The organism is Tunturiibacter empetritectus, from assembly GCF_013410875.1.
GTDB lineage: Bacteria > Acidobacteriota > Terriglobia > Terriglobales > Acidobacteriaceae > Edaphobacter > Edaphobacter empetritectus.
Genome location: NZ_JACCCU010000003.1, coordinates 199,745 through 225,350 on the forward strand (window position 1 = coordinate 199,745; position 25,606 = coordinate 225,350).

Consider the following 25,606-nt stretch of genomic DNA (forward strand, 5'->3'; position numbering starts at 1 on the left):
AGGCAACGCCGTTTCGTGCTGCTGTCACCGATCCTGCTCATCTCCGCTGGCCACCTTACGGCTCGCGTATTTTCTTCCGTAGTAGGAGCCTGGGCCTGGATTCCCTTGCAGCTCGTGTATTGGTCCGGAATGATTGCGGTTCTCTACTCCGTCAATGGAATGTCAACCATCTTCGCGGCGTACACGAGAAGCTCCGGATGGAGATCATGGTCGTCAGGCATCCTCATCGGCTTGATTCCCTGGCCGATCCTGCTCCTCCACCTGAATCTCCTCCACTCCCCACTTCTTATCGTCTGCTGGCTTGCTCTGGCCCTCATCAATCCCTTCATCGAAGAGTCTTATTGGCGCGGCCTCTTCGGTGAAGTCACCTCGCAATGGCCTGCTTGGGCAGCACTCCTCTACCCAACGCTGTTCTTTGCGGCCGCCCATCCCCTGCAATGGGGAGTCTTCTCCGCTGGAAGTAGAAACTGGCAGATGGTTGCCGCACTCATGATTATGGGAATCGTATGGAGCGCAACTTATCGTCAGACACGCAGTCTGTGTTCCAATACCTTCTCTCACATGCTGGTCGATCTTGGAAACATGAGCGTCTGGGTCTTCCTCAACCTCTACACTCCACCCACGCACCACTAACCGCAGAGCCGAAGAGCTTCCGAAAGCAAAAAGAGCCAGGCATCTTTCGCCTGGCCCCTCGCTTCAAATTGATCCTCTGGACTTATTTGGACTTAGTTCACCGCCAGCCGCTCCCGCTCCACCCCATCCAGAGCAACCCAGAGCGCCTTTGCCGCCCGCTCCCCAGCCGCCAGCACAGCCTCTTCCTCCTCCGGCGCACCCGCAAGCTGCTTCTCAATCAACTCTCGCCACACACTCGCATGCGCAACATCGGCCGTCTGGTGCAGCGTGAAGTACCGCGCCGCCGCACCCTCAGTCCCATAGTGCTCCGCCAACCCCTCGGCCTTGGTCTTCGCAATCGCAGGCACCTTCGACTCATACGCATACAGCGCCGCCATCGCAGTCGATGCCTTCTCCTCCAGCATCAACTCACGAAACGTCGCCATCAGCGCCGTCATCTCCGGCTGCACCGCGCGCCCCTCAACCTCGCTGCGAGTCGCACCTATTCCAGTCGCAAAGTCCATCCAGAGATCGCTATGCGGACGAGCCGTAGCCGCATCCACGCCCTCTTCCTCCGCCAGATTGCGCAACACCTCACGCCGCATCTCTCCATCCGGCAGCCGCGAGTGCAGCGCACTCAAATAAGTCGGAAACGCCGACACATGATGCCAGTACTCCGCCGCATACTCCCGCAGATCCTCACGCGTCAGCTCACCCTTCGACCACGCCTGATAAAACGGGTGCTGCAACAGGTTGAACGGAGCAACGCGCTCCTCGAAACGGCTCCAGAAACTAGCACTCCCAGACTCAATCCCAGACTCGATCGCAGACATAATCAAAGCTCCATTCAGAGATTCGCAAGCAGGCACAACCGCCCACGTGAACTCTCAGAGTGTACCCCCGCCACGCCCCCGGCACAAAGCCTGTCCCCCAGACGATGGAGAGAAAAACCATCCTTTGAGCTGAAGACAGCACCCGCGTGCGCGCATAAACTCCCTCGTGACCAAGGCATACGAATCTCTTCGCAGCCAGGCTTCGCAGTCACCCGATGACTGCCAGCTCCGTACGAGGCTGTGCGTTGGCCTTCCTCTCACGACACGGAGAACCACCCATGACTTCGAATCACGTGCCAGCATCATCCGGGTTCAAAAAGCCGCTGTTAGATCGTCTGCCGCTCCTCTTCTCCCGTCGCCGATTCCTCCTCGCCGGAAGCACCCCCAAATCCAAAGTGCGGAGAGCCGGACATGCCGCTCTCCTCTCTGGCTGTCTTACTTTCCTGTCCCTGCTCAGCCCATCGCTCCATGCCCAGACCATCGACGATGGCATCATGCTGGCGAAGCGGTCTCTCTGTGCAGGCGCCCTCTACACGCACGACAGTTGGGACAGCTACTGGCAGGGAAGCCTCCAACGCGTCAACGGAAACATCGGCACCATCACGACCCAGACCATCACCATGGCAGCCAACTACGGCGTGACCAACCGGCTCGACTTCATCATCAACGTGCCCTACGTGTGGACCGACGCCAGCAAGGGCGTACTCCATGGCCAGTCGGGATTTCAGGACCTCACCCTCGCCGCAAAGTACAAGCTCGTCAGCGTTCCTGTCGGCAAATTCGGCGCGCTGCGAGCGATCGCCGTGCTATCGGGCACCCTCCCCATGACCAACTACACCCCCGACCTTCAACCGCTCTCGCTCGGCACCAACAGCAAGACCCTCACCGGACGCGCCACCTTGAACTATCTGGGCAGGCGCGGCCTCTATCTTAACGGCACCGCCGCCTACACCTTCCGCAGCAACGTAACGCTCGACCGCACCAGCTACTACACCAATGGACAGCTCTATCTCAGCAATCAGGTCGCGATGCCCAACCTCTTCAACTACGGCACCAGCGTCGGCTATCGCAAAAACAACGTCTCGCTCTTAGGCGACTTCTCCGTACAGCAGGCCCGCGGAGGCGGAGACATCCGCCCCCAGGACATGCCCTTCGTCTCCAACCGCACCAACTTCTCCAAAGCCGGCGCAACCATCAAGGTCCCGGTCCCGAAGGTAAAAGACCTTCAGTACTGGTTCAGCTACTCCAACACCTTTCAAGGCCGCAACGTTGGACAGGCGAACACCTTCACCACCGGCCTTATGTACACCCTTCCCTTCGAAAAGCGAGCCACCCCTTGAAAACGATAATGACCACGATCGTCACAAAAAAAACGCCTCTCCTCCGCACATCGATCTCAGCCGCAATCTTTCTTGCTCTGGCCCTAAGCACCTCCAGCTGCAGCAAGGACATCCCCAGCTCCGAGCCCTTGCCCGCAGTCACTCCGGCGAACACCGACGCCAATGCAGGTGCCTGGAAGATGATCGTTCTCTCTGGCCCCACGCAGATCCCTGTAGCTGCGCCGGCCCCGGTAAGCGACCCCGGCTATCAGTCCGAGTTGGCCTCTATCAAGACCGCACAGGCCAGTCTGACCGATGCGCAAAAGACCGCCATCACTTATTGGAGCAGCGGCGGCGTCCTGCGTTGGAATCAGATCATGCGCGAGATTGCAGCGCGCTCCGATCTGCCGCCCTCGCCTAATCCGGACGGAAGCTATCCCGTTCCCAACCCCGCGAATCCATTCGCGAATCCGCAATATCCGTTCAGCAACCCTCCCTACGCCGCACGCGCCTACAGCTACGTCTCGGTCGCGCAGTTTGAGGCGCTAAAGACCGCCTGGTACTACAAGTACCAGTACAACCGCCCCTCTCCTTTCAAAACCGACACCGGCATCAAGGCCCTGCTGCCGACCAGCGACATCCCCTCCTACCCCTCCGAAGACGCCGTCGAAGCAGGAGTCAACGCCGCACTCCTCACACTCCTCTTCCCCACCTCGGTCGACGAGATCAACGCCAAGGCAGCCGAGCAGCAGCAAGTCGCCCTCATCTCCGGCAGAGCGTCCGCCAGCGACATCGCCGCCGGAGTCGCCCTCGGCAAAGCCGTCGCCGCCGTCTTCGCTGCCCGCGCCGCCACCGACGGAATGAAAGCAGCCGGTGGCTCGCCTGCAATCTGGCAGTCCCTGGCCGCCAACGCAACCGCCCGCGGGGAGATCCCCTGGATCAGCCAGGATGGTCCCCCTCGCCCTCCGATGCTGCCCGTCTTCGGCAAGGTCAAGGCGTGGATGATGACTCCAACCGACATCATCAACGAGCGGCCGGGGCCTCCTCCGTCTACGTCATCCGCTCAAATGCAGACCGAGACCGCCGAAGTAAAAAGCATCGTCAACAGCCTCACCCGCGACCAGCAGGCGACGGTCTACAAGTGGGCCGATGGAGTCAGCACCGTCACTCCTCCCGGACACTGGGACGCCATCGCCGAGCCGTACATCAGCGCTGCCAGCTTCAGCGAGGTTCGCGCCTCACGCGTCTTCGCGCTGCTCAATATGGCCCTCCATGACGCCGCCGTTGCCTGTTGGGATGCGAAGTACTTCTACTTCAACCCCCGGCCTTCGCAGCTCGATCCCTCGATCAAGGTCCAGACCGGACTGCCAAACTTTCCATCCTACGTCTCGGGCCACTCCGACTTCTCCGCCGCAGGCTCCGATGTCCTGTCCTATCTCTTCCCCAGCGGCGCAACCTACTTTCAAGCGCAGATGCAGGAAGCCGCCATGTCCAGGCTCTACGCAGGCATTCACTATCGTTCCGATATCAACGTTGGAATGGATCATGGCAAGAGAATCGGAGACTACACAGTCAGCTTCGCAAAGACCGACGGAGCAAACTAAAGACAAGAGACAGAAGGCATAAAACCCGAAGCTAAGTCCACGCAGCCGGGTGCCCCATTCATCGCTCGGCTTCCGGCGCAATGAGTAGGCTCCTCTCTGCCGAAGGCCGGAGTGAAGCCGAAGCAGCACGGATGATATTGCCTTTGCTGTTGTCTGTTCTCTTCGAACCCTCCGTCAGTCCACCTCGAGATCCCTACCCTTGAAGCGCGTCCAGCATCTCCCGCACCGTCAGCCCTGACACCGGATGAACCATCCCCGGCGCAATCTCCTCCAGCGGCTCCAGCACAAACCTCCGCCCCTGCATCTCTGGATGCGGCAGCACCAGCTCCTCATTCGACATCACCACATCGCGCCCCGTCGCATCGACATAAAGCAGCAGATCAAGATCGATCACCCGCGGCCCCTTCGCAACGGACCTAACCCGATCCCTTCCCATCGTCCGCTCCACCATCAGCAACTCCCGCAGCAAAACAACCGGGTCCAGCTCGGTCTCAAGCAGCAAAGCAGCATTCAGAAATCTAGGCTGATCCAAAAAACCCACCGGCTCCGTATCGTAAAACGACGAGACCGCCGTCACCTCACCCAGCGGCCGGATCAACCGCACCGCCTCCTCCAGATTCGCCTCACGATCCCCGAAGCGCGATTCTAGGTTCGACCCCAATGCGATCGCCGCCAAAGCCTTCACGCCCGCTCCGCGCGAAAAGCGGGTTTAGCAGCCACCCAAATCACCACGCCGTCACCACAATCCACCATCAACAAACCACGCGTTTTGACCACAAAATTACGAAACCGTGGCTGGTTGCAGCTGGCCCATCACCCTGGCTGGCTCCGCTACCTCATCATACCCATGCGCCAGCTCCCACGCCGATCTATCCCTCATAAGTCGTTGCACAAGAGCAGTATGCATCGCATGTCCAGCCCGTTCAGCCACCACATGACCCTGAATTCTGCGCCCCGCCAGCGCCAGATCCCCAATCAGGTCCAGCACCTTATGCCGTACAAACTCGTCGTCAAACCGAAGTGGCCCATTTTCAACACCTTGCCGCGAAAGAATAATAGCGCTCTCGTCCGAAACCCCACGAATCAGCCCCATATCCCGCAACATAGCTTCATCTTCTTTAAACCCGAAGGTACGCGCCGGAGCAATCAACTTAACATAATCGCCAGTCGCCAGATCTCCCCTAAACGTCTCATAACCAATAGGTTGCGGGAAGTCGATCGTATACTGAATCCGGTACCCCGACCCCGGATAGACCCCGATAAACTTGGATCCGTCCCGAACCTCCACCTCTTTTAAAATTTTTAGGTATTCGCGCTTCCGCCTCTGTTGTTTAAGCCCCACAGAATGAAAGGCTTGAACATAAGGCAAAGAGCTCCCATCCAGGATCGGAACCTCAAGATTATCCACCTCGACGATCACGTTATCCACGCCAAAGCCGATAAGAGCAGAGAGCAGATGTTCGGTTGTGGAGATCAAAACGCTCTGCCGCATCAAACTTGTCGCATAGCTAACTTTAGCGACATTCCGCCCAATCGCGGCAATCTCGAAGTTGTCTAAGTCCGTGCGACGAAAGACGATACCAGATCCAGCCGGCGCCGGGACCAAGCGCATCAGCACAGGCGCCCCGCTATGCAAGCCGATACCGCTGAACTCTATCTCCGAACGAATTGTCTGCTCAAAGTGAGCTTCCAATGCCACGAGTAGGCGTCTCCGGATAGAACCATCACCGAGACTATAGCGAAAGGAACTCTTCCTGCTGTGGCAAATAAACCACATTTACCTCTAAGGATGACTACTTTTTTCCTCAAGAAGGCGACCAACTAATCCTTTTGATTGCTATAACATCCGTCCATGGAAGCCAAAGCGATCCTCAACGCCGTAGAGAAGCAAAAGGGATGGATCGAAGACACCCTGCGAGATCTCGTGCTGCAGGAATCTCCAAGTGAAGACCCGCAGTCAGTTAACGCGGCTGTAACTCTTGTTGAGCAATCGGCTCAAATGATCGGCTCTCGCTCCAAACGCCATAAACAGCGCCAATTCGGCGACGTCCTGGAGCTCCGCTTCGGCCCAACGCGCTCCCAGCAGCAACCGGTGCTCCTTTTAGGCCACCTCGACACCGTCTGGTCGCGCGGCACTCTCAAGACGATGCCGTGGCGCAATGCAGAAGGTCGTCTCTGGGGGCCCGGCGTCCTGGACATGAAAGCCGGAGTCGTAATGGCACTGGCTGCCCTAAACGCATTGAAACAACTAGAGTTATCTCGCCCAACGATATTACTTTTGAATACCGATGAAGAGGTAGGGAGCACTGTTTCCCGGCCAATCACGGAAAAGTTGGCTAAAGAATCATCCGCCGTCCTCGTTCTGGAGCCCGCACAGGGGCTGGCCTATAAGACCGCCCGTAAAGGCGTAGGCCAATATAATGTGCAGGTTACAGGAGTCGGCGCGCATAGTGGGGTGGACTTCGAGCGCGGCCACTCCGCCATCCTCGAGCTTGCAAAACTGGTCGAAACCATCTCCGGATTCACGAATCTCGATCGCAAACTCACGGTAAATTGTGGTGTGATCGCTGGTGGAACACGGTCCAATGTGGTCCCTTCGCACGCCTCCGCCGAGATTGATGTCCGCATCGCCAAGGCCAGCGACGCCGCCTATGTCGACAAGCTCTTCCGCAAACTGAAAGTCTCAGACCCCCACTGCAAGCTCACCATCACCGGGGGCATCAACCGTCCTCCGATGGAACGCAAACCGGGAACGATTGCGCTCTTCAAAAAGGCCCGCACCCTTGCCGCCGAACTTGGCTTCAACCTTGAGGAAGCCTCCACCGGCGGAGGCTCCGATGGTAACTTCACCGCCGCTCTCGGCGTACCAACACTCGACGGCATGGGCGCAGTAGGCGACGGAGCCCACGCCCCGCACGAGTCTGTCATCATCGAACATCTGGTACCGCGAACTGCCCTACTCGCAGCGATGATCGCCAGCATCGAGTAAGCAGTAACAGTAGGAGCGTCCTAGACCTTCTCTACAGCTGGTGTATCCGATTCCGCCTGGGCGAGAAGCGTGATCGTGCGAGCGATCGGCAGGCCAACAACATTGAAGTAGCAGCCTTCGATGCGCGGAATCCACCGTGCCGCGTACCCCTGAATCGCATAGGCTCCCGCCTTGTCGAGAGGCTCTCCGCTCGAGATATATCGCCCGATCTCCGAGTCGGTGATGACGTTGAAGGTCACCTGGGTGATATCGAGATCCCGAACCGTCTTCTTCGCCGTGATAGCCGCGATCCCCGTCAACACCGCATGAGTGCGCCCGCTCAAGAGTTCCAGCATGCGGCGTGCGTCGGCGCTGTCTGTGGGCTTGCCCAGAATCTGTCCCTCGACAACAACACAGGTGTCCGCGCCAAGAACAACCAGCGGGTCTTCAGCCGTGTCCGAGGCTCTATGAGCGTTCCACACAGCCTGCGCCTTCTCTTCCGCAAGCCGCTGTACATAAGCGGCAGCGGCTTCGCTCGGCAACAGATCTTCGTCGAGGTCGGCAGCCTTCGCAGTAAACGTAAGACCCGCCTGTGTGAGAAGTTCGTGACGACGTGGCGAAGCGGAGGCAAGGATGAGCATCACGCTATGAGACTATCGGCACTGCGCCGGTTCTGCAAAATCATCCACGCGCGACCCCTCCTCCTAGCGACTCCATTACGCAGAAAGCTCTTCTATCGAAACTCGAGCCTGCATGGTGTGCGTAGCGCCAGGAGCGAGAGTAATCGCATCGACCGCAGCATTCACCGTCTCAATCGCGACGAACTCATGCCACTCCGTCGGGTCCATATCAGCCAACTTTGCCGCTCCCTCTTCCCAAGGATTCCACACAACAGTAGTAGTGGAGCCGGTCTTCGCCACGACGATGCGGCGCTTGCCCGTGTGGTCGTTCAACGTGCAGGTCGCAGCCGTGTCCAGATAGACACGATCCGTCGGGCCCGTGACCGTAATGTCACCATGCTGTAGCTTCTTTACAAAGTTATCGACCTTGTCGAGATAGCTGACCCCATCGAGACCCGCAATCGAAATCTCGTGAATGTCCCCCACGGCGTAGTAGGTGTGGAGCGCCTCCTCGAAGACAAGCGGCGTAGCGGCATCGTTGGCCACGGTCAGCTGCATCGTCAGCGTGCGTCCAATGGTGAGCTGATAGGCAAGACGAAAGTGATCGTATCCCAGGCTTCGGCTGAGATCGTTGGGCCCAAGCGTAAAGGTAAGGTGCAGATCGTCTCCGGCCAGCGCGGCAAATGCGAGCGTCCAGTCCTGAATCCGCGCGAAGCCATGCGAAGGCCCCGTCTTGCCATCATGCCGCGCAGCAAACCACGGAAACGCAATCGGCACTCCGCCGCGAATAGCCTTACCCGGTTTGAGATCGGTCTTGCGGCTGGTAAAGATCGCAGGCTGATGGCCCGCAGGCTGCCACGCTGTCAGGTGAGCGCCTTGCAGGTAGACGGTTGCGGTCGCATGTGGCGTCGTAATGTCGGCGCGCACCAGGCCGCCTTCCGTTGCGTGAAATGCGAGCACGCCCGGCAGGCCGAAGTGTTCGTTCAGTTGATTGATATCCATCGTTTCCTTTTCCTTGCGCTCCCTAGGACGAGAGAACCGTGTTGCCCCAGTTAGATCTGCGAGTAAGCCGTCGGGCTCAGTATCAGATTCGAGATGTTACTCACGACCTCTTCAAAGTTGTAACGCGGCGAACCCTTCAACTTGATCCACTCAGGATCAGTGCGGAACTTGTCCCATTTGACGTTGAGGTCCGTCAGATCCGAGAAGCTAAGCATGTAGGTAAGGTTCGGCATACGCGGACCGATCAACGTATCGCCGTAGAAGACCTGGCTGAATCCTGCACGTTGAAAGATGTCGAACTCTCCGTGGTGAAACATCTCGACCTTGCGGATATGGTCCTGGCTACTGGGACTTTCGTAGGTGCGCAGTTGAAAGATCCTCTTGCCGTGCTCTGCCGTTGCGGCCGGCGGAGTCAACTTTGGCCAGCCTTCAAACGCAATATGAAGTGAGCTCTCGATGCGCTGAAACCCAGGAGCCGTCGCAGGTGCACTCCAGAAAGGCTCCGCCGCCTTCATGAACTGCTCGTCGTGCACGAGCTGCAGCTCCGTAGAGACAAGCGCCTCCAGCTTTGTGCATGGCAGCAGAAGGTACAGCGTCGGCGTCTCTGGTCCAATGTCCAGATGGAACGCCCCGACCGGCGCGATGCCCATTCGATTCAGCGCGGGGATCAACGCGTCCGAGAGGTAGCTGTCGGTGAGCTTAATCTGCGGTCCGGTCTGCAAATGATATCTGCGAATCTCATAGTATTCGCGCGGCTTGCCGGATGAGGTCTGAGCAGACACCTGATTCGCGAGTGCAAACGCCGAGGTTGCCAGTGATGCGGTCAAGAAGTCACGCCTTTCCATCAAGCCCTCCCCTGTCGGCCAGACATGCGCCGCTGCAGGACGAAATATCTCGTACAGAATACAGACAGTCTCGCCAGTTAGTGTGAACGGAAGGCCCAGTTACTTCGCTGAAGATTCAATCTGAGGCGGCCCCTTCATCAGTTCGATAAAGAGTTTGTTGAATCGCGGCAGATCGAGATCTTTCTGGACGTGAACAAGCTGCACATCGAGTCGAGGCTTGTTGGCCGCAGTCCACGAAAGCGTGTCTCCGTAGAACGGGCCTCGAGTCAGGTCCACATCAACGTATAGCTTCTCCTCTTTGGTGATGATCGCTGGATCGAGCCACGCTGCGGCCGTAAGCTCGTCCCACAAGTAGTAGAACTCGCCCGTGTACGCCGCCAGATACTTCGCACCTGGGTTAGGCGAACGAGCGATCTCTTCCAGCATCGCTTTGGTGAATGCTGTCTTGATGGAGATATCGACTGTCGTGAGGTCGATGCGTGGCCAGTGCGCGCGAAGCGTGATGTGGGAGGCCTCCGGATCGAACCAGAAGTTGAACTCGTGCCGGGGATTGTTCGCAAACTCCGGATCGCCCGTCTGCGGACTCAGGCTGCCGCCCATAATCACGATGCCCTGCGTGAGCTCGGCGAAGTGAGGATCGATCGAGATCGCAAGCGCAATATTCGTGAGCGGGCCAGCGGCGTAGATCGTGACCTGATGCGGATGCGCATGAACCTGCCGGATGAGAAAGTGCACTGCATCCTCCGCCAAAGGCTTCAACGTCGGTTCGCCCTCCTCCATCTTTGGAACAACGTAAGGTCCATGGTATGGCTGGCGACTCGTCGTCGCGGTCAGATCGCCCCAAGCCCCGTACCAGGGAAACGTCCCATAAAGCTGTTGCTGAATCTTCGATTCTTCCTCGGTTCTGACCAGCGGAAAAATCGCCCCCGGCACAACAGGAACATCCGTCCGATGAATCAGTTCGAGCATACGCAGCGTATGCTGCACCTCCTCCGGCTCCCACGCATTTCCGCTCACCATCGTGATGCCCAGCACTTCGGCCTGCGGTGACTGCAGCAGCACCATCATCGCCATCTGGTTAGAGCCGCCCGGGCCGGAGCCGTCCTGATCGATCAAGACCATACGCCTGGCCTGAGCATTGGAAAGCTGCGAGATCGCAGCGCAAAAAAGCACGACGCGGAACAGAGGGGATCTTCGGCTCATGGTCAGCACAGATTACCAGCCATCTAGAAGAGAGCTAAAGGTAAAACGTCGAGCTGTCCCGCGCGACAGCCGTTATGCTCTTAACAACATGCGCCGAATCGTGCTCTCGCTTGCTCTTATCTTCTCTGCCTCTCAAGCTGCCTCGGCGATTGAGGTGAAGGTGTCCGCGCAGGCATTGGAGCGCACCTTGCGGGCACAGCTCTTCAACGGTCCGCAGGGGCGCTACTACATCCGCGGCGACGCCAACTCTCCCTGCTATGTCTACGCCGAATCACCTCACGTCACCTTCGTGCAGGACCGCATCGTCGTCCGGGTTCACGCCAGGTCGAAGCTCGGAACCTCCGTCCGCGGCGCCTGCCTCGGCGTCTCCCTCACTACCGACACCGACGTCTCGCTGATCCCCGAAGCCGAAGAAGAGAGCATAGGCTTTCGCGACGCGCGAATTGAAAAGCTCAGCGAATCCAGGGAGCTGAACTTCATCCTCGCACCCTTTCTGAGCCACAAAGTCCCTGCACAGATGAAGGTCAACGCTGCGGTGCTGATGCGTCAGCTCCTCAGCCGCTCGACCGAAACCACCGGCTACGCCCTCTCGCTCGACTCGCTGAAACTTCACTCCCTGCTGGTCGAAGGCGAGTCGCTGGTGATGGACGCCGACGCGAATCTGAAGGTGAACTAGCTTGTCAGCTACTGAGTAATCGTCGGGGCTGGCGTCGCTGCTGGCGCGGGCAGCGGTCGCCGAGCTTCGTCCGCTCCGGGTACAGGTGCGGCTCCGTTCATCGTCGTAGGTTCCCCGGGTATCACTTCTACCGCTGCATCTTTCGGAGCTTTGAAACGCCCGTCGGTCAGGTAGGCCACCACAAACCCAGCCGCAACCTCCGGATTCAAAACCGCAAGCGGCACAACGTACTTCTTCGACTTCACTACCGCCTCCAACACCCCATCGATCGGATGGCTGCGCTTGATGCTGCCCGGCACCTGCGGAATCATGAACGTGGAGAACTTCAGATCAGGATGCTGATCGGCGTACTTCGTAAGCGATCGCGCCACCTGCTTCGGCGTCGTAATCCCAAGATCGGAAAAGATATTTCGATGCACACTGTGCGGATAGTAAACATCGAGCAAAGTCCGCGAGAAGTCTGCACAGTTGTGAAACAGCAGGTTGAAGTGCCCGGTATTCCGGCTGTCGTTGAACCGGTTCATGAACTCCTCGTCTTCTTCCGCAGTCGTCTGAATCTGAAATCCGTAGATCCTGCGATCGTAGGACGCACCGACAAGCTGCGTCCACTCGCCCCCCGGTGCTTCGCCGACCTTCTTGCCCTTCTCAACGTCGGGTGCCAGCTCCAGTAGATGATCGCGTCGATACTGATCGCGCAACCTCGCCCTCCAGTGGCGCATCTGCAGTCTTCGGAACGTCTTCTACATGCTCAACCGCATAAAGGTAAGGAACCAGCGGAATGGCCAGCCAGTCGTAGCCGTCGATCTTGTGATAGCGGCTGATCACCGCGCCAGGCTCGCCAGCGTGACACGGCCTCAGCACCGTCGGCGACTCGGCGCAGATGTGGTTCAGGTAGATCGCGGCATGCCCTGTGGGGTTGAATGCCCCGAACTCGCCATAAGGCTCTTCCATCAGCAGCGCCGCGTCCGCACGAGCCCAGACTCCACCCATCGCCAACACCAGCATTGCAAGCGTCGTTAGTCCGGCGCACCACTGTCTCATCCGAATCCTCTCTGCGGCTGCTCGATTCGATAAAGCCTCATCGACCCAAACCCCTATTTTCTCAGACAAGTTGCGCAGGTTCTCGCAGAGCTATTTGTGAAAAGGGGTTAGAGGTCGAATAGTGCGGCCGAGTTGTAGATTCAACTAGAAAGAGACACGCGCTCCGAATTGAAACTGCCGTGGATCGGACGAGGCGGTTGGCGTGCCGGCCGCGGTGTAGAGCAGGTTCACATCAAGCGTGTTGTTCTTGTTGATCAGGTTGAAGACATCCGCGGTAACCTGCAGCGCAATCTCATGCGAAAACGTGAACGCCTTCGCGATTCGCAGATCCGTGAACACCGTGTACGGTTTTACTCCAACATTGCGGCCGAGATTGCCTGCGAAGTAGCTGCTCGCCGGGCCTGCGTCTGCAGGCGCATCCGCATAGCAGGGCAGATTGAACGCCCCCGTCGGAGAGTATTTGGACAACACCGGCGCCGTGCCGCAACTCGTCGTCCCACTGCCAGGCGCGACCGCGTTCGGCCTGTCTGTCAGCGGATCGAAGTCGAAGTTTGTATCGCTTCCGGTCAGGATGTTGAACGGCCGGCCCGAGGAGATCTCAAAGATCGGCGCCACGGTTACGCCGGAGAACGCCGCAGGAAAGAATCCCGAGCCGCCAAGATGGCCCGAGTTATAAACCCCCGACAGCACCAGGCGATGGCGCTGGTCGAAGGTCGAGGTGCTGCGCTCCGCATTGGGCGCAAAGTTGCTCTGCGGAGCATCCGAGGTCGAGACCACGTCGGTCGAGTCATCAATCGCATGCGACCACGTGTAGCTTACGAGGAACTCATAGTTCGTCGAAAAGCGCTTCCTCAGGTTTGCGCTCAGAGCGTTATAGCTCGAGGTTCCCGTCGTCAGGTTGGGCGACATATCGCCGAACGGAACAGGAATACCCACGCCAAGCCCATCCCCGGCAGCAATCTCGCTAGCTAGCGCAACGCACTGTCCGCCGCCTACACTCGGATTCGCAAGAAAGGTCGCAAGCGAGGTGTTGAGCCCCGACCGGCGAAAGAAGTTGAGCAGCGCAGGAGTAACAAAGGGTCCCGTGGGGCCGACTCCGCAGGGATTAACCCCAGCCGCCGTTCCGACCGTCAGCGGGTTGGAGGTAGGGCTGGCAGTTCCAGGCGCCGCCGTCCCTGCCTTCACCGCGTTCACCGCATTACGCCAGTTGGCGACGAGCAGCTGTGGATTGACCGGATTCACATTGACCGGACGGTTCAGGTGACGCCCACCGGTCGAATTAAACGCAACGTTCAGCGATAGATCGTGCCCGAGATCCTTCTCCACTCCAAACGACATCTGCTGCACATACGGCGTCACATAGTGCAGGTCCGCAGGCAGCCCCGAGGGAAGAATCGCCAGAGGAAAACCCGCAGCCAGAAAGTTCTGATTGACGAAGACGGAGTTCGAGTTGTTGGGATCGAACCGCTGCTGACTCGCAAGATAGTTGACCCCCGCAGCACTCGCGCCCAGGCAGTTCGGATTGGCCAGCGATCCCTGAAACGCATTCGTCGCGTTCAGATTCAGCGGACTCGCCGCAGCATTTGGACTCGCCACACTGCAAGGCGACCCGCCGCCAAGAATCACCAGCGGCACCTTGGTCGAATTGAAGCTCGTCGACTGCGACTCAAGATTTCCCGGAGCGCGATCGTAGAACAGCCCGTAGTTCGCGCGGACCACCGTCTTCGCATCGCCGCGCACGTCCCACGCAACTCCGATGCGGGGAGCGAAGTTGCTATCCTGCAGCCGAATGCCTTCGCGAATCCCATAGATCCTCTCAGCCGCATTCGTGTTGGAGTTCAGCGCAAGCTGCGTCGGGAAGGCCTCAATGTCGTACCGGATTCCGAGGTTCAACGTTAACCTGCTGGTAGCGCGCCAGCTGTCCTGCAGAAAGCCCCCAAGCGTCTTCAGGTCGTACTTGTACGTCGTCTGCCCAATGCCCTGCGCGAACGACTGTGGAATTCCCAAGCCATAAGCTTGCACCGGCGAGAAGCCCGGCAACCCCTCCAACAGTGGCGAAACATCGGTTGCGTTCAGAGCAGCGAAGGTATAGTCACCCCCGCCATAGAGCTGTCCCTGCAGCAGATTGATCGGGATATAGCGAAGATCAACGCCCGCCTTGAACGTATGGCCGCCGCGCGTGTAGGTAAAGTTGTCCTGCAGCTGGTTCTGATTCTCAATCCGGTCCACGACCGAAAACGGAGTCTTGCCAAAGTACGCATAACCCGGAATATTTACCGCCGCACTGTCACCGCCAGGCGCGTTCGTATTGGCGAATCGCACCGGGTGCCGCGCATATTGAAAGCGCAGCTCATTCACCTTGTTGTTGCCGATCAGGATCGTATGCTGCCCCGCAATCGCGACATCATGCAGACTCTGTGTCGCGGTGCGGGAGAAAGAGTTCTCGCCTATATTCTGGTTAGCCGCACTCTCCTCGATTCCAGTGATATAGCTGGGGCTCACACTGGCGTGCAAAACCAGCTGCTGATTGCCCGTCAGCTTGTGGTCGATGCGCAGCGAATAGACCTCGGTCTTCTCCGTCACAGGAAAGTTTCCGATCAGGCTGTTGAGCGGCGTAAACGAAGCAGGCGTCGGCTGGCCCGAGGTCACAAAGTTCCGGGGGCCAATCGTTGACTGCAAAAACGCAGGATTTTGGCCGGTCGTAGCCAGCGACGACCCAGATCCGACCAGGGCAATATACTGCTGAATCCCCGGAGTCGCCGCCGGAACGTTCTGCAAAAACGCCTGCTGCTCCGGCGTCCCCTGAATCGAAAGCGCGCCGCCCGGAACCCCATAAAACCGGCTCACGTCGATGCTCGTCAGTCCAAAGTTGTTCGAGCCGATATCGGAAAAGCCTGTCTCCTGCCGCCGTGTAATCTCAGTTGAAAAGAAGTAAAACGTCTTATCGGGAACGATCGCGCCGCCAACGGTAAAGCCCGCCTGAACCCGCGTATACGCCGGCTGATTCACCGTCGAAAACGGGTTCGTCGCTTGAATGTAGCGATTGCGCAGGAAACCAAAGGCGCTCGCATGAGTCGCATTGGTACCCGATTTAGTTACAATATTTACCACGCCGCCCGAAGCCCTGCCGTACTCCGCCGCAAAGCCATTCGTGATGATCTGAAACTCCTGCACCGCATCCTGCGAGACCGTCGACCGCGTGCCGCCGGAGATGTAGTCCCCCGCATCCGCGCCGTCAACGTTGATCGAGTTTGACCGCGCCCGCACGCCGCCAAAGTTCAGCCCCGAGGTCGGGATTGCTCCCACCGAAGGCGCAGCGTCACGCGCAATCTGCGAGTTCGTCAGCGTGAAGTTGATGTAGTTGCGTCCGTTCGTCGGCAGGTTGTCGATGCGCAGCTGATCGACCGTCGTGGACTGCGAACTCCGTTGCGTTTCGATAATATCCGCGCCTGAACTCACCGTAACGATCTGCGTCGTGCCCACCGAAAGGGACAACGGAAGCTCAGCCTGTTCGCCCGTCGTCAGAATCACGTTCTTGCTGATGTAGGTGTTGAAGCCTGTCGCCGTCGCTTTCACCGTGTAGGTCCCTGGAGGCAGCAACAAAAGCCGATAGTTTCCCTGTGCATCCGTAGTGGTCGAACGCGAGAAGCCCTTCGATTCATCCGTAATCGAAACGGCGGCATTCGGAATCACCGCTCCGGTCTGATCATGAACCGCGCCATTGAGCTGCGCCGTGGAGATGTTCTGAGCCTCGAGATCAGTGGAGAAAAAAAACACCAGAAGAAGAACAGCGGCCAGAGCGGTGAAACAGAAAAGCCGCGACTTGAAGTTGAACATGCGTGTTGCTCCCCGTTGTGTCGGCAGCCCAGCCCCGTTGGCGACGGCCTGAGCGACAACTTTGACGACGCGATGTTCTACATGAATGACCATTCAGTACGCAAGAGGAAAGCGGCACGGGCGTCTTTATCTGAGCAATCACCTTCTACTTCAACCGCTCAATGACCTTGTTTTGTGGACTTTGTCTTCCCGGCTCCCATCACACCGCTCGCCGGCTCGCCGCCCCCAGCGCCGGCAGGGCAGAGATCAAGCAGCGGGCAAGCCCCGCACCTCGGATGGTTCTTCGTGCAAAGCTGCTGGCCGTGAATCTTGATCAACGAGTGGTGCTCGTCCAGCATCTCCGGCGGCCACTCCTCCGGAGCCATCTCCATCAACCGCCTCTCCGTCTCCCGCGCATCCGCACTCTTGCTGACAAATCCCAGCCGCTGTGTCACCCGAAGATGATGGCTATCCACGCACATCGCCCGGCGCCGCAACGTACTGAAGTTCACCACCGCCGCGCTGGTCTTCACCCCTACGCCATCAAAGCGCTCCAGCCACAAGCGAATCTTGTCCGTGCGGTACCCCTTCAGAAAATCCAGCGAGAGCGATCCGCAGCGTCGCGTAATCTGCTCCAACGCGGTCTTCAAATTAATCGCCTTCGGTTCAGGAAACGTCACCGCCCGAATCGCATCTTCGATCTCCGGAAGCGAAGCATCGCGAAGATTCTCCCAACTACCAAAGCGTTCTTCGAGATGACGGATCACCTCCAGCGAGATCTCCGTCTTCGTCCGCGACGACAGCATCGAGTAGATGAACTGCTTCAGCGGATCCCACACCTCCCGCTCCTGTGGCCGGCCGTAGTGCGCCAGCAACCGGCGATGAATCTCCTCCAGACGTGTATCGGTAAACAGCGGCGCAGCCAGCATCACCCTGTAATTTTATTCCCTGGCGCTACGAGCCCTTTGAGAGAAGATTCGAGGAAGAGATGCCACAGCTTGCATGCGATCCAATGCAAACTAGTTGCGAGTAACGCCGAACTCTCTCCCCGCTGCCGTCTGCAGCCCCCAGGCCATCCGCGGCGTATTATGCGCCATCCCCACGCGCCCATCCGGTCCCAGCAAAATAATCCCGCCATGCCCGCCCAGCCGATCGAAGAGATAATCGATCGCCGCATGCGCAGCCTCGTCAGGGCTGGCTCCAGCCGCCACACGATCCACCGCCCACTTGCCCAGCACCAGCTTCATAATCGGCTCGCCCCACCCCGTCAGCGACACCGCCGCCGAAAGATTATCCGCATAGCACCCACACCCTATCAGCGAAGAGTCCCCCACCCGCCCCGGCGCCTTATTCAACGTCCCGCCCGTACTCGTCCCCGCCGCGATATTTCCATGTCCATCGAGCGCCACCGCGCCCACCGTATCGTGCGACTCAAGACTTCCTGAAAAGGTCTCATCCGGCAGGCCCGCCAGCTCATCAGCTTGAGCCTTATACAACCGCTCCCGCTCCCGCGGCACCACCAGCTCCATGTTGTCGCACAGCGCCATGCCATGCTGCCGCGCGAACCTCTCCGCCCCGGTACCGACAAAGTACACATGCGGCGACTTATCCAGCACCAGCCGAGCCGCCCGTATCGGATTCCGCAGCCGCTCCACGCAAGCCACGCCGCCCGTGCGAAGATTCTCCCCGTTCATCAGCAGAGCATCCATCTGCACCCGGCCATCCTGCGTCAGAAACGATCCACGCCCCGCGTCGAAGGTGTCATCGTCCTCCATCACTGCGACAGCGGCCTCCACGGCATCCACCGCAGCAGCGCCTCGTTCCAGCAGAGCATAACCGGCAACCAGAGCATTCGCGATACCGGCTTCGTGAGCAGCGATGGCGTCGTCAGGCATCGCCCACGCACCGCCATGAATTAACAAAACTGGTTTCACACTCATCGCATCCAAGTCTACGGGAGTCTTCCCCCGAATGCCTTCCAGCGTCATCGCCGCCATGTCCTACAACGACGAAGGCCGAATCCTCACCCTCGTCTATCGCGGGAACCGGGGTGTCTATCGGTACTTCAACGTTCCGCCGGAGGAGTTTGCAGCATTTTGCGCAGCGCCATCAAAGGGTGTCTATCTCAACGAAGTCTTCAAGATAAAGCAATACCACTACGAACGCATCGCAAACCGTCAACTGTCCTCCCATCATCAACCAGGTGATTCATAAAACAGACAAATGGAGTGCTCCATGGCAAAGACAATCGCTGACCTGATCGTAGAAAGCCTGAAGAACGCTGGTGTAAAGCGCGTCTACGGCCTCCCGGGCGACTCGCTCAACGGATTTACCGACTCCCTCCGCCGCGACGGCACCATCGAATGGGTCCACGTGCGCAACGAGGAGGTCGCCGCATTTGCCGCAGGCGCCGACGCCCACCTCACCGGCTCCCTCGCAGTCTGCGCCGCAAGCTGTGGCCCTGGCAATCTCCATCTCATCAACGGCCTCTTCGACTGCCATCGCAATCGTGTCCCCGTGCTCGCCATTGCCGCCCACATCCCCAGCACCGAGATCGGCACCAACTACTTTCAGGAGACCCATCCGCAAAATCTCTTCAAAGAGTGCAGCCACTACTGCGAGATGGTCGGCATCCCCGAGCAGATGCCCCGCGTGCTCGAGATCGCTATGCGCACCGCCATCAACCTCTCCGGCGTCTCCGTCCTCGTGCTGCCCGGCGATGTCCTCCTCCACAAAGCCCCCGCCGATCACAACCTCGTTCCTATCAGAAGCGCAAACCCCGTCATCCGCCCCAACGACGACGAGCTGCGCGATGCCGCAGAGATCCTGAACTCCGCAGCAAAGGTCACCATCCTCGGCGGCGCCGGTTGCATTGGCGCGCACAAAGAATTGATCGCTACCGCCGAAGCCTTGAAGTCCCCAATCGTTCACGCACTCCGTGGCAAAGAGTACATCGAGTACGAGAATCCCTTCGACGTCGGCATGACCGGCCTGCTCGGGTTCAGCTCCGGATATCACGCCATGGAAGATTGCGACGTCTTGCTCATGCTCGGCACCGACTTCCCCTATCCGCAGTTCTTCCCCAGCCACGCGAAGATCATCCAGGTGGACCTCCGCGGCGACCAGATCGGGCGGCGCACCAAGGTCGATCTCGGTCTCGTCGGCTCCATCAAGGACACCCTCTCCGCGCTCCTTCCCCTGCTCACCACAAAGACCGATCGCGCCCACCTTGACACCAAGACAAAGGACTACAAAAAAGTCCGCGAAGGTCTGGACGAGCTGGCCGGCCCGGACGACAACAAGACTCCTATCCACCCGCAGTACGTCGCAAAACTCATCGACCAGTTAGCAGCCGACGACGCCATCTTCACCTGCGATGTAGGCACCCCCACCGTCTGGTCCGCCCGATATCTCACGATGAACGGCCGCCGCCGCCTCCTCGGCTCCTTCTCCCACGGATCGATGGCCTCTGCGGTCCCGCAAGCCATCGGCGCACAAACGGCCTTCCCCACCCGTCAGGTCGTCACGCTCTCCGGCGACGGCGGCCTCGCCATGATGCTCGGCGACCTCCTCACCCTCCGCCAGCTCAAGCTCCCCATCAAGATGGTCGTCTTCAACAACGGCGCTCTGGCCTTCGTCGAGCTCGAGATGAAGGCCGGAGGCATCGTCAACTATGCCACCGACCTCGACAACCCCAGCTTCGCCGATCTGGCCAACTCCATCGGCATACACGGAGTTCACGTTGATAAACCGAACAACCTCGAATCTGCACTGAAGACGGCACTCGCAACTCCGGGGCCTGCACTGATCGAAGTGATGGTCAATCGACAGGAGCTCTCCATGCCGCCGCACATCAGTCTCGACCAGATGAAGGGCTTCTCGCTCTACATGGCAAAAAGCGTCTTCAGCGGACGCGGCGACGAGATTATCGACCTCGCAAAGACAAACATCCTCCAGCGAATCCTGTCTTAAGGCTGGCTTTCCGCCGGGACCGCTACGCGCGGTGCGGTCACTTCGTGACTTGTATATCCCTTCGGTTCGTGCTCCCGCTGGTCGCAAGAAAAAAATCCTCCCCCGACCAACGGGAGGATCAGGCGGAGCCGGTATACAAGTCACGAAGTGACCGCCGCCCGCGCAGGGCGCCCGTCCGGCAGGACACCGCTCACCTACTTAGCCTGTGCGATCAGCTTTCTGCGCTCCGTCTCCACATACGTATAGCGAATGCGGTGAATCACCGTCAGAGTCGCAAACAGCGCCAGCACCCAAAGCGCAGGAGCCATCACGCCCCACCGGTTGCACAGCGCACCCAAAATCACGCAGACGATACGCTCCGGCCGCTCCATAAACCCAACCTTGCAGGTCCCAATCAGCGCTTCAGCCCGCGCGCGTGTGTAACTCACCATTACGCAAGCCGTCATCACAAACGCCACCAGCCCCACATAAAACAAGCGGTTTCCGCGAGCATAGTAGATCAGCAAGCCAAAGAAGATAGCGACATCCGAGTACCGGTCCATCACCGAATCGAAGAACGCGCCAAACACAGAAACCTGATTCGTCTTCCGCGCCACCCGCCCATCCACCATGTCGAAGACGCCGGCTCCGATGATGATCAGACCCGCATAAAGAAACATCCGATTGGCATTATTCGGCCGCGCAAATCCAAAGAAACACGCCGCGATGATGTTGATCACCAGGCCGATAAACGTCAGTGCGTTTGGCGAGATGCGGGTCAGCGCTAGGCCGTTCACGATCTTCTGCAGCAGCCAGCCGCTGCCTTTGCCGAATGCGCTTGTCCAGGTCAAAAAGCAAATCCTCCGGGGCCGATCCCCGTCTCTACCGCTTCCTTGTTATCACACTGAGTTCACATCGGCACACGTGCGCCACGTCTGCGATGCCGTGCGTCTAAGCTTCCTCGGGGGCGTCGTGAATCGTCAGCAGCTTGAGGATCTCCAGTTCGCGCTTGCCGTTCGGCGTAATCACCGTCGCGGAGTCGCCAACCTGTTTGCCCAGCAGCGCCCGGCCAATCGGAGAAGTCGTCGAGATCAGACCCTTGGACACGTCCGACTCCTCGCTGGTCACCAGCTGATACTTGATCTCCTCGTCCTTGCTCGAGTCGAAGACTGTCACGCGTGAGCCGAATCCAACCTTGTCATTGGGGATATTCACCAGGTTCACCATCGCCAGCTCGCCCATCCGCTTCTTCAACTGCCCCAGACGGGCGTTGACGAAGACCTGGCGCTGCTTGGCCATGTGGTATTCCGCGTTTTCACTTAGGTCGCCCAGTGCGACGGCCTTCTTGATCTCTGCAGGGAGTTCGGTCGTAAGTTCGTGCTCCAGCAACTTGATCTCTTCTGCAAGCCTCTTTTTTACTTGTTCTGGCATGGGGCCTTCCGGATGGTACTGGCGAGCGCGCAACCCTTCGCGCGTCAACGCTCTCTGATCAAAACTCGATTATACGATGGCGGACCGCAAAACCACCCCTTGCGCTCCTCCTACGCGCCGCTCAACCTCTGCGGAACACCACCCGCTCCCTCGGTCAGACCTCAGAAAGCATTCATAAAATCAACACTGCTCAGCCTGTTTCAGGTCAGAGGCCCCGCGAATCTTCCCCGGACCTTCCCCGGCAGTCATAAACTTGAGTCCACCGGCCCGCGCTCCCCAATCCTCTGCCAGCAGCCGTAAAATGAAACCGGCGTACCAACGACCCCGGCCAGATTCCGTCGGCAACCCGGCGACAGCCACTTCTTCCAAGCCCGAAAGCGGAGACACGCATTTGAAGTTTCTCGGTTTCCTCCTCCTGCTTCTGCTAATCGCCCTGGCCGTCGCAGCCGGCGTCATCTACCTGCCGTACGGCCCCTCCACCGAAACCTTCCTCGACATCCTCCCCGGCACCGGCACCGAGACCATCGCCAACCAGCTCGAAAAGAGCGGCATCATCCGCAGCCGCTACGCCTTCTACCTCCTGCGCCTCAAGATGGGAGGCACCCTCAAAGCCGGAGAGTACCGCTTCGAGGGCAAGCTCCCCATGACCGACGTCTACCAGCACATCCTCCACGGCGAGATCTACACTCGCGCCTTCACCATCCCCGAGGGTTTCAACATCTTCGACATCGCCCAGGCAGCCGAGGCCGCCGGCTTCGGCCCCCGCGACGCCTTTCTCGCCGCCGAACGCCAGCACACCGAACTCATCTCAGCCTGGACCGACGGGCCGCCCCCCGCATCCCTCGAAGGCTATCTCTTCCCCGACACCTACCAGCTCTCCCGCCACGCCACCCCGCTCCAGATCCTCTCCGCCATGGTCCGCCGCTTCCACCAGGTCTCTGCCCAGATCGGTCTCACCAACGACGTCTCCCGCACCGTCATCATGGCCTCCCTCGTCGAAAAAGAGGTCCGCCAGGATGCCGAGCGCCCCCTCGTAGCCGGCGTCTTCGTCAACCGCCTCGCCAAAGGCATCCCGCTCGCCACCGACCCCACCGTCATCTACGCGGCCCTGCTCAACAACCACTGGCGCGGCACCATCTACGCCTCCGATCTACAGTCCCCATCCCCCTATAACACCTACAAACACGCCGGCCTGCCCCCCGGACCCATCGCCAACCCCGGCCTCGCCGCCCTTCGAGCCGCCATGCGCCCTGCCCGCACCGACTACCTCTACTTCGTCAGCGACGCCTCCGGCCACACCCGTTTCTCCACCACCCTGCAGGAGCACGCCCAGCAGGTCCAGTCCTATCGCGCCGCACAGAAGCAACAGCTTACCGGTACCGGAGTTACCCCCTAGAGCATTTCTCCCGCAGGTGTAGCGCGGGGAAGAGATATCAATGGGCGTTTTTCCCAATGAAAACGACGCTGCACGCCCGTTTCGGGATACCCATCAACGGGATAAGTGCTTTAGCCAACCGCGCTTTAGCCAGAAGTTTTGGAAGCGCATCGGAGCCTCAAGACATCCAATTCGTACACGGAATAGTCGAAGATCGCCGCGTCACGGCCCGAACTACGGGAACCGAGCCGGGAAAGATATACTTGAAGTTTGTGCTCATGAGGATAAGACAAGCGGCGGCGATGGCAATCCTTGGGCTGGCTCCGGCGCTAACCGGCTGCCTGACCCATACCCGCATCGTCCCTAAGACCCGTCCAGCCGATGTCGTCCTCAACGCCGAACTCGAAGATCTCCTCAAACAGGTCGACGTTCGTTTCAGCGCCGTCCAGACCATGAACGCCAGCATCGAGATCGTCGCCACCACCGGCGGCGGCCGCCAGGGCAAAGAGACCCAGTACCCCAGCTTCGCCGGATACATCTTCCTTAGAAAGCCGCAGGACCTCCGCGTCCTGTTGCGCGTCCCCTTTCTCGGCTCGGTAGCCCTCGACATGGTCAGCGACGGCAAGACCTGGAAGCTTTGGGTGCCCAAGCGCAACCTCGCCATGACCGGCACCAGCGAGGTCACCAAACCCTCCACCAACGGTCTCGAAAATCTCCGCCCTGCCGTCTTCTTCGACTCGCTTCTCATCCACGGCCTCGGCCCCGACCAGGTCGTCTCCCTCACCCAGGACACCAGGGTCGTCGCCAACGAAAAAAACGCCAAAGATCTCATCGAAGAGCAGGATTACGACCTAGAGTTTCTCGCACAGCCCAAGGGCCAGACTGCCCATGCCGTTCGCGTCATTCACATCGGCCGCGCCAACCTGCTCCCCTACCAGCAGGACATCTACGGCCCTGATGGCACCATCATCACTCGCGCCTTCTACAGCAACTACCAGAAGTTCGGCGACACGCCCTTTCCCATGAAGATCCAGATCGTGCGCCCGCAGGACCAGTACACCCTGACCCTCACCCTCACCAAGCTGACCCTCAATCAAAAGCTCGAAGACGATCAGTTCGAACTAAAGATCCCCGACACCGTCCCCGTAAAAAAAATGGACTGACTCCTGGGAGCAGACCGATCGCTTTATTCCGGCGAGATCTGTCGAAGCGCGAAGCTGACCTCTCACCATGCTGCTACCAGCGGCTTGGACGAGATGCCTGTTATACAGCAGTAGGACACAGGGAAAATCTCCAAAGTGAATATCTCGCATCTTTCGATACAGGTTCACTCCTCTTGATACTTTTCGGACACGAACGCAACCCGCAAGCCATTCCTGGGTTCCTACAGAGAGCACGGGAGACAGTTCGATGATCTCCAATTAGGCAATTATCAAGGGAAAATACACTATGAACTGGAAAGCTACTCTGCTCGCGGCATCACTCGTGGCACTACCCGTCTCCAACCTGTTGGCCCAGAGCACTACGTATGAGCAACGTCACTCGGTGAACGCCCGAGACGCCAATCAACAGGCTCGCATTAATAAAGGCGTCGCCGATGGCCAGATCACACCTAAGGGCGCCGCAGCCGCCGACGCCCACCAAGCTCATCTGAACGCGGAACAGAGCAAGATGCGCGCCGCCGATAACGGCCACCTTACGGCACAGGACCGCCACAAAATTGCTCGCCAGCAGGATCGTACTTCTCAGCATATTTATGACCGCAATCACAATGCCGCTACTGACCCAGGCGTCCCGCCGCGCTAAAAGTCTGTAGTGCCTTCCCGAGAAGCACAGCAACTCGGCTTTTACGTGCCCAAGTCATACGTATCCAACCAAGAAAGGGATTCATGCTCAAAAGACTCGCAGTCTTAGCGTTGTACTCTTCGCTCTTACCCCTTGCCTCTCAAGCGCAGGTCGTCATCCGCGTCGGTCCACCGCCGCCCGTCGTCGAGCATTATGGACCACCACCAAGACCGGGGTACGTATGGCAGGGCGGCTATCATCGGTGGGATGGACAGCGGTATGTTTGGGCCCCAGGTCACTGGGGTCGTCCCCCACGTCCAGGTGTTGTCTGGATTCCAGGCAGCTATGACCGATGGCACGGCGGTTATCGCTATCACCGTGGATATTGGCGTTAAATTCGTTGACAGCCGTTTCAAGTCACGGAGCACGAAAGCTTTTTAATCTTTCGTGCTCCGCAGCTAAATGGCAGTTGTTCGGGCATGTGATCGCACTAACCAACCAACTGAAAATCTCAGAGCATCCGCG

The 25,606-nt window shown here is 58.9% G+C and carries 25 protein-coding genes; 11 read left to right on the forward strand and 14 right to left on the reverse strand.

The window, feature by feature from the left end; genetic code table 11:
- The first annotated feature begins 15 nt into the window (after positions 1–15).
- Complete coding sequence (locus tag HDF08_RS18615) at positions 16–633, forward strand: CPBP family intramembrane glutamic endopeptidase (RefSeq protein WP_179640183.1); 618 nt, start codon at positions 16–18, stop codon at positions 631–633.
- 92 nt (positions 634–725) lie between these two features.
- On the opposite strand, the gene HDF08_RS18620 is transcribed toward HDF08_RS18615, so the two are convergent.
- Positions 726–1,445 carry a CADD family putative folate metabolism protein gene (locus tag HDF08_RS18620; RefSeq protein WP_179640184.1) on the reverse strand — a complete coding sequence of 240 codons (720 nt, stop codon included), beginning with the start codon at positions 1,443–1,445 and terminating at the stop codon, positions 726–728.
- A gap of 278 nt (positions 1,446–1,723) precedes the next feature.
- Here HDF08_RS18620 and HDF08_RS18625 point away from each other — a divergent pair, with 278 nt between their 5' ends.
- Together HDF08_RS18625 and HDF08_RS18630 are read left to right on the forward strand one after the other, a co-directional pair.
- Positions 1,724–2,785, forward strand: coding sequence for a transporter family protein (locus HDF08_RS18625; protein WP_179640185.1), 1,062 nt, complete (start codon positions 1,724–1,726; stop codon positions 2,783–2,785).
- A gap of 8 nt (positions 2,786–2,793) precedes the next feature.
- A complete protein-coding gene (locus tag HDF08_RS18630) occupies positions 2,794–4,368 on the forward strand; it encodes a vanadium-dependent haloperoxidase (RefSeq protein ID WP_179640186.1) in 1,575 nt (524 codons plus the stop codon).
- A 193-nt stretch (positions 4,369–4,561) separates the two neighbouring features.
- Here the strand turns inward: HDF08_RS18630 and folK are convergent, their stop codons facing one another.
- Both folK and lpxC read right to left on the reverse strand, forming a co-directional pair.
- Complete coding sequence (folK, locus tag HDF08_RS18635; protein WP_353070008.1) at positions 4,562–5,053, reverse strand: 2-amino-4-hydroxy-6-hydroxymethyldihydropteridine diphosphokinase; 492 nt, start codon at positions 5,051–5,053, stop codon at positions 4,562–4,564.
- Positions 5,054–5,149: 96 nt separating this feature from the next.
- On the reverse strand, positions 5,150–6,067 hold the full coding sequence (gene lpxC, locus HDF08_RS18640; protein ID WP_179640187.1) for a UDP-3-O-acyl-N-acetylglucosamine deacetylase: 918 nt from the start codon (positions 6,065–6,067) through the stop codon (positions 5,150–5,152).
- 153 nt (positions 6,068–6,220) lie between these two features.
- On the opposite strand from lpxC, the gene HDF08_RS18645 reads away from it, so the two are divergent.
- Positions 6,221–7,357 (forward strand): M20 family metallopeptidase, encoded by a 1,137-nt coding sequence (locus tag HDF08_RS18645; protein WP_179640188.1) that lies wholly within the window; start codon positions 6,221–6,223, stop codon positions 7,355–7,357.
- Between the two features lie 20 nt (positions 7,358–7,377).
- Here HDF08_RS18645 and HDF08_RS18650 read toward each other — a convergent pair whose 3' ends face one another.
- The 4 genes from HDF08_RS18650 to HDF08_RS18665 form a co-directional block, all read right to left on the reverse strand.
- Complete coding sequence (locus HDF08_RS18650) at positions 7,378–7,977, reverse strand: Maf family protein (protein ID WP_179640608.1); 600 nt, start codon at positions 7,975–7,977, stop codon at positions 7,378–7,380.
- 75 nt (positions 7,978–8,052) lie between these two features.
- On the reverse strand, positions 8,053–8,958 hold the full coding sequence (locus tag HDF08_RS18655) for a D-hexose-6-phosphate mutarotase (protein ID WP_179640189.1): 906 nt from the start codon (positions 8,956–8,958) through the stop codon (positions 8,053–8,055).
- A 50-nt stretch (positions 8,959–9,008) separates the two neighbouring features.
- Entirely contained in the window at positions 9,009–9,803 is a 795-nt protein-coding gene (locus tag HDF08_RS18660) for an NIPSNAP family protein (protein ID WP_179640190.1), read from the reverse strand.
- Positions 9,804–9,902: 99 nt separating this feature from the next.
- Positions 9,903–11,006 (reverse strand): nucleoside hydrolase, encoded by a 1,104-nt coding sequence (locus HDF08_RS18665; RefSeq protein WP_257031273.1) that lies wholly within the window; start codon positions 11,004–11,006, stop codon positions 9,903–9,905.
- Between the two features lie 88 nt (positions 11,007–11,094).
- Between HDF08_RS18665 and HDF08_RS18670 the strand changes: the two genes are divergently transcribed.
- Positions 11,095–11,682 (forward strand): hypothetical protein, encoded by a 588-nt coding sequence (locus HDF08_RS18670; protein WP_179640191.1) that lies wholly within the window; start codon positions 11,095–11,097, stop codon positions 11,680–11,682.
- A gap of 8 nt (positions 11,683–11,690) precedes the next feature.
- Here the strand turns inward: HDF08_RS18670 and HDF08_RS18675 are convergent, their stop codons facing one another.
- The 5 genes from HDF08_RS18675 to HDF08_RS18695 form a co-directional block, all read right to left on the reverse strand.
- Entirely contained in the window at positions 11,691–12,380 is a 690-nt protein-coding gene (locus HDF08_RS18675) for a hypothetical protein (RefSeq protein WP_179640192.1), read from the reverse strand.
- Positions 12,328–12,723, reverse strand: a complete 396-nt coding sequence (locus HDF08_RS18680) for a hypothetical protein (protein WP_179640193.1) — start codon at positions 12,721–12,723, stop codon at positions 12,328–12,330. Before HDF08_RS18680 ends, HDF08_RS18675 begins: the two co-directional genes overlap by 53 nt.
- Before the next feature lie 144 nt (positions 12,724–12,867).
- Positions 12,868–16,653, reverse strand: a complete 3,786-nt coding sequence (locus tag HDF08_RS18685; RefSeq protein ID WP_179640194.1) for a TonB-dependent receptor — start codon at positions 16,651–16,653, stop codon at positions 12,868–12,870.
- Positions 16,654–16,718: 65 nt separating this feature from the next.
- Positions 16,719–17,468: an endonuclease III domain-containing protein gene (locus HDF08_RS18690; RefSeq protein WP_179640195.1), complete on the reverse strand. Its 750-nt coding sequence runs from the start codon at positions 17,466–17,468 to the stop codon at positions 16,719–16,721.
- 90 nt (positions 17,469–17,558) lie between these two features.
- Positions 17,559–18,479, reverse strand: a complete 921-nt coding sequence (locus HDF08_RS18695) for an isoaspartyl peptidase/L-asparaginase (RefSeq protein WP_179640610.1) — start codon at positions 18,477–18,479, stop codon at positions 17,559–17,561.
- A gap of 31 nt (positions 18,480–18,510) precedes the next feature.
- Here HDF08_RS18695 and HDF08_RS18700 point away from each other — a divergent pair, with 31 nt between their 5' ends.
- On the forward strand, positions 18,511–18,753 hold the full coding sequence (locus HDF08_RS18700) for a KTSC domain-containing protein (protein WP_218884863.1): 243 nt from the start codon (positions 18,511–18,513) through the stop codon (positions 18,751–18,753).
- Positions 18,754–18,774: 21 nt separating this feature from the next.
- Positions 18,775–20,511 (forward strand): ubiquinone-dependent pyruvate dehydrogenase, encoded by a 1,737-nt coding sequence (gene poxB, locus HDF08_RS18705; RefSeq protein WP_179640196.1) that lies wholly within the window; start codon positions 18,775–18,777, stop codon positions 20,509–20,511.
- A 194-nt stretch (positions 20,512–20,705) separates the two neighbouring features.
- Here the strand turns inward: poxB and HDF08_RS18710 are convergent, their stop codons facing one another.
- Entirely contained in the window at positions 20,706–21,341 is a 636-nt protein-coding gene (locus tag HDF08_RS18710; RefSeq protein WP_179640197.1) for a CDP-alcohol phosphatidyltransferase family protein, read from the reverse strand.
- Between the two features lie 100 nt (positions 21,342–21,441).
- Complete coding sequence (locus HDF08_RS18715) at positions 21,442–21,921, reverse strand: GreA/GreB family elongation factor (protein ID WP_179640198.1); 480 nt, start codon at positions 21,919–21,921, stop codon at positions 21,442–21,444.
- Positions 21,922–22,312: 391 nt separating this feature from the next.
- On the opposite strand from HDF08_RS18715, the gene mltG reads away from it, so the two are divergent.
- The 4 genes from mltG to HDF08_RS18735 all read left to right on the forward strand — a co-directional run bounded on the left by mltG (position 22,313) and on the right by HDF08_RS18735 (position 25,476).
- Positions 22,313–23,317 carry an endolytic transglycosylase MltG gene (gene mltG, locus HDF08_RS18720; RefSeq protein ID WP_179640199.1) on the forward strand — a complete coding sequence of 335 codons (1,005 nt, stop codon included), beginning with the start codon at positions 22,313–22,315 and terminating at the stop codon, positions 23,315–23,317.
- 257 nt (positions 23,318–23,574) lie between these two features.
- Positions 23,575–24,459, forward strand: coding sequence for a LolA family protein (locus HDF08_RS18725; RefSeq protein ID WP_218884865.1), 885 nt, complete (start codon positions 23,575–23,577; stop codon positions 24,457–24,459).
- 286 nt (positions 24,460–24,745) lie between these two features.
- Positions 24,746–25,102 carry a hypothetical protein gene (locus tag HDF08_RS18730; RefSeq protein ID WP_179640200.1) on the forward strand — a complete coding sequence of 119 codons (357 nt, stop codon included), beginning with the start codon at positions 24,746–24,748 and terminating at the stop codon, positions 25,100–25,102.
- An 83-nt stretch (positions 25,103–25,185) separates the two neighbouring features.
- Positions 25,186–25,476, forward strand: coding sequence for a YXWGXW repeat-containing protein (locus tag HDF08_RS18735; protein WP_179640201.1), 291 nt, complete (start codon positions 25,186–25,188; stop codon positions 25,474–25,476).
- Positions 25,477–25,606 lie beyond the last annotated feature (130 nt).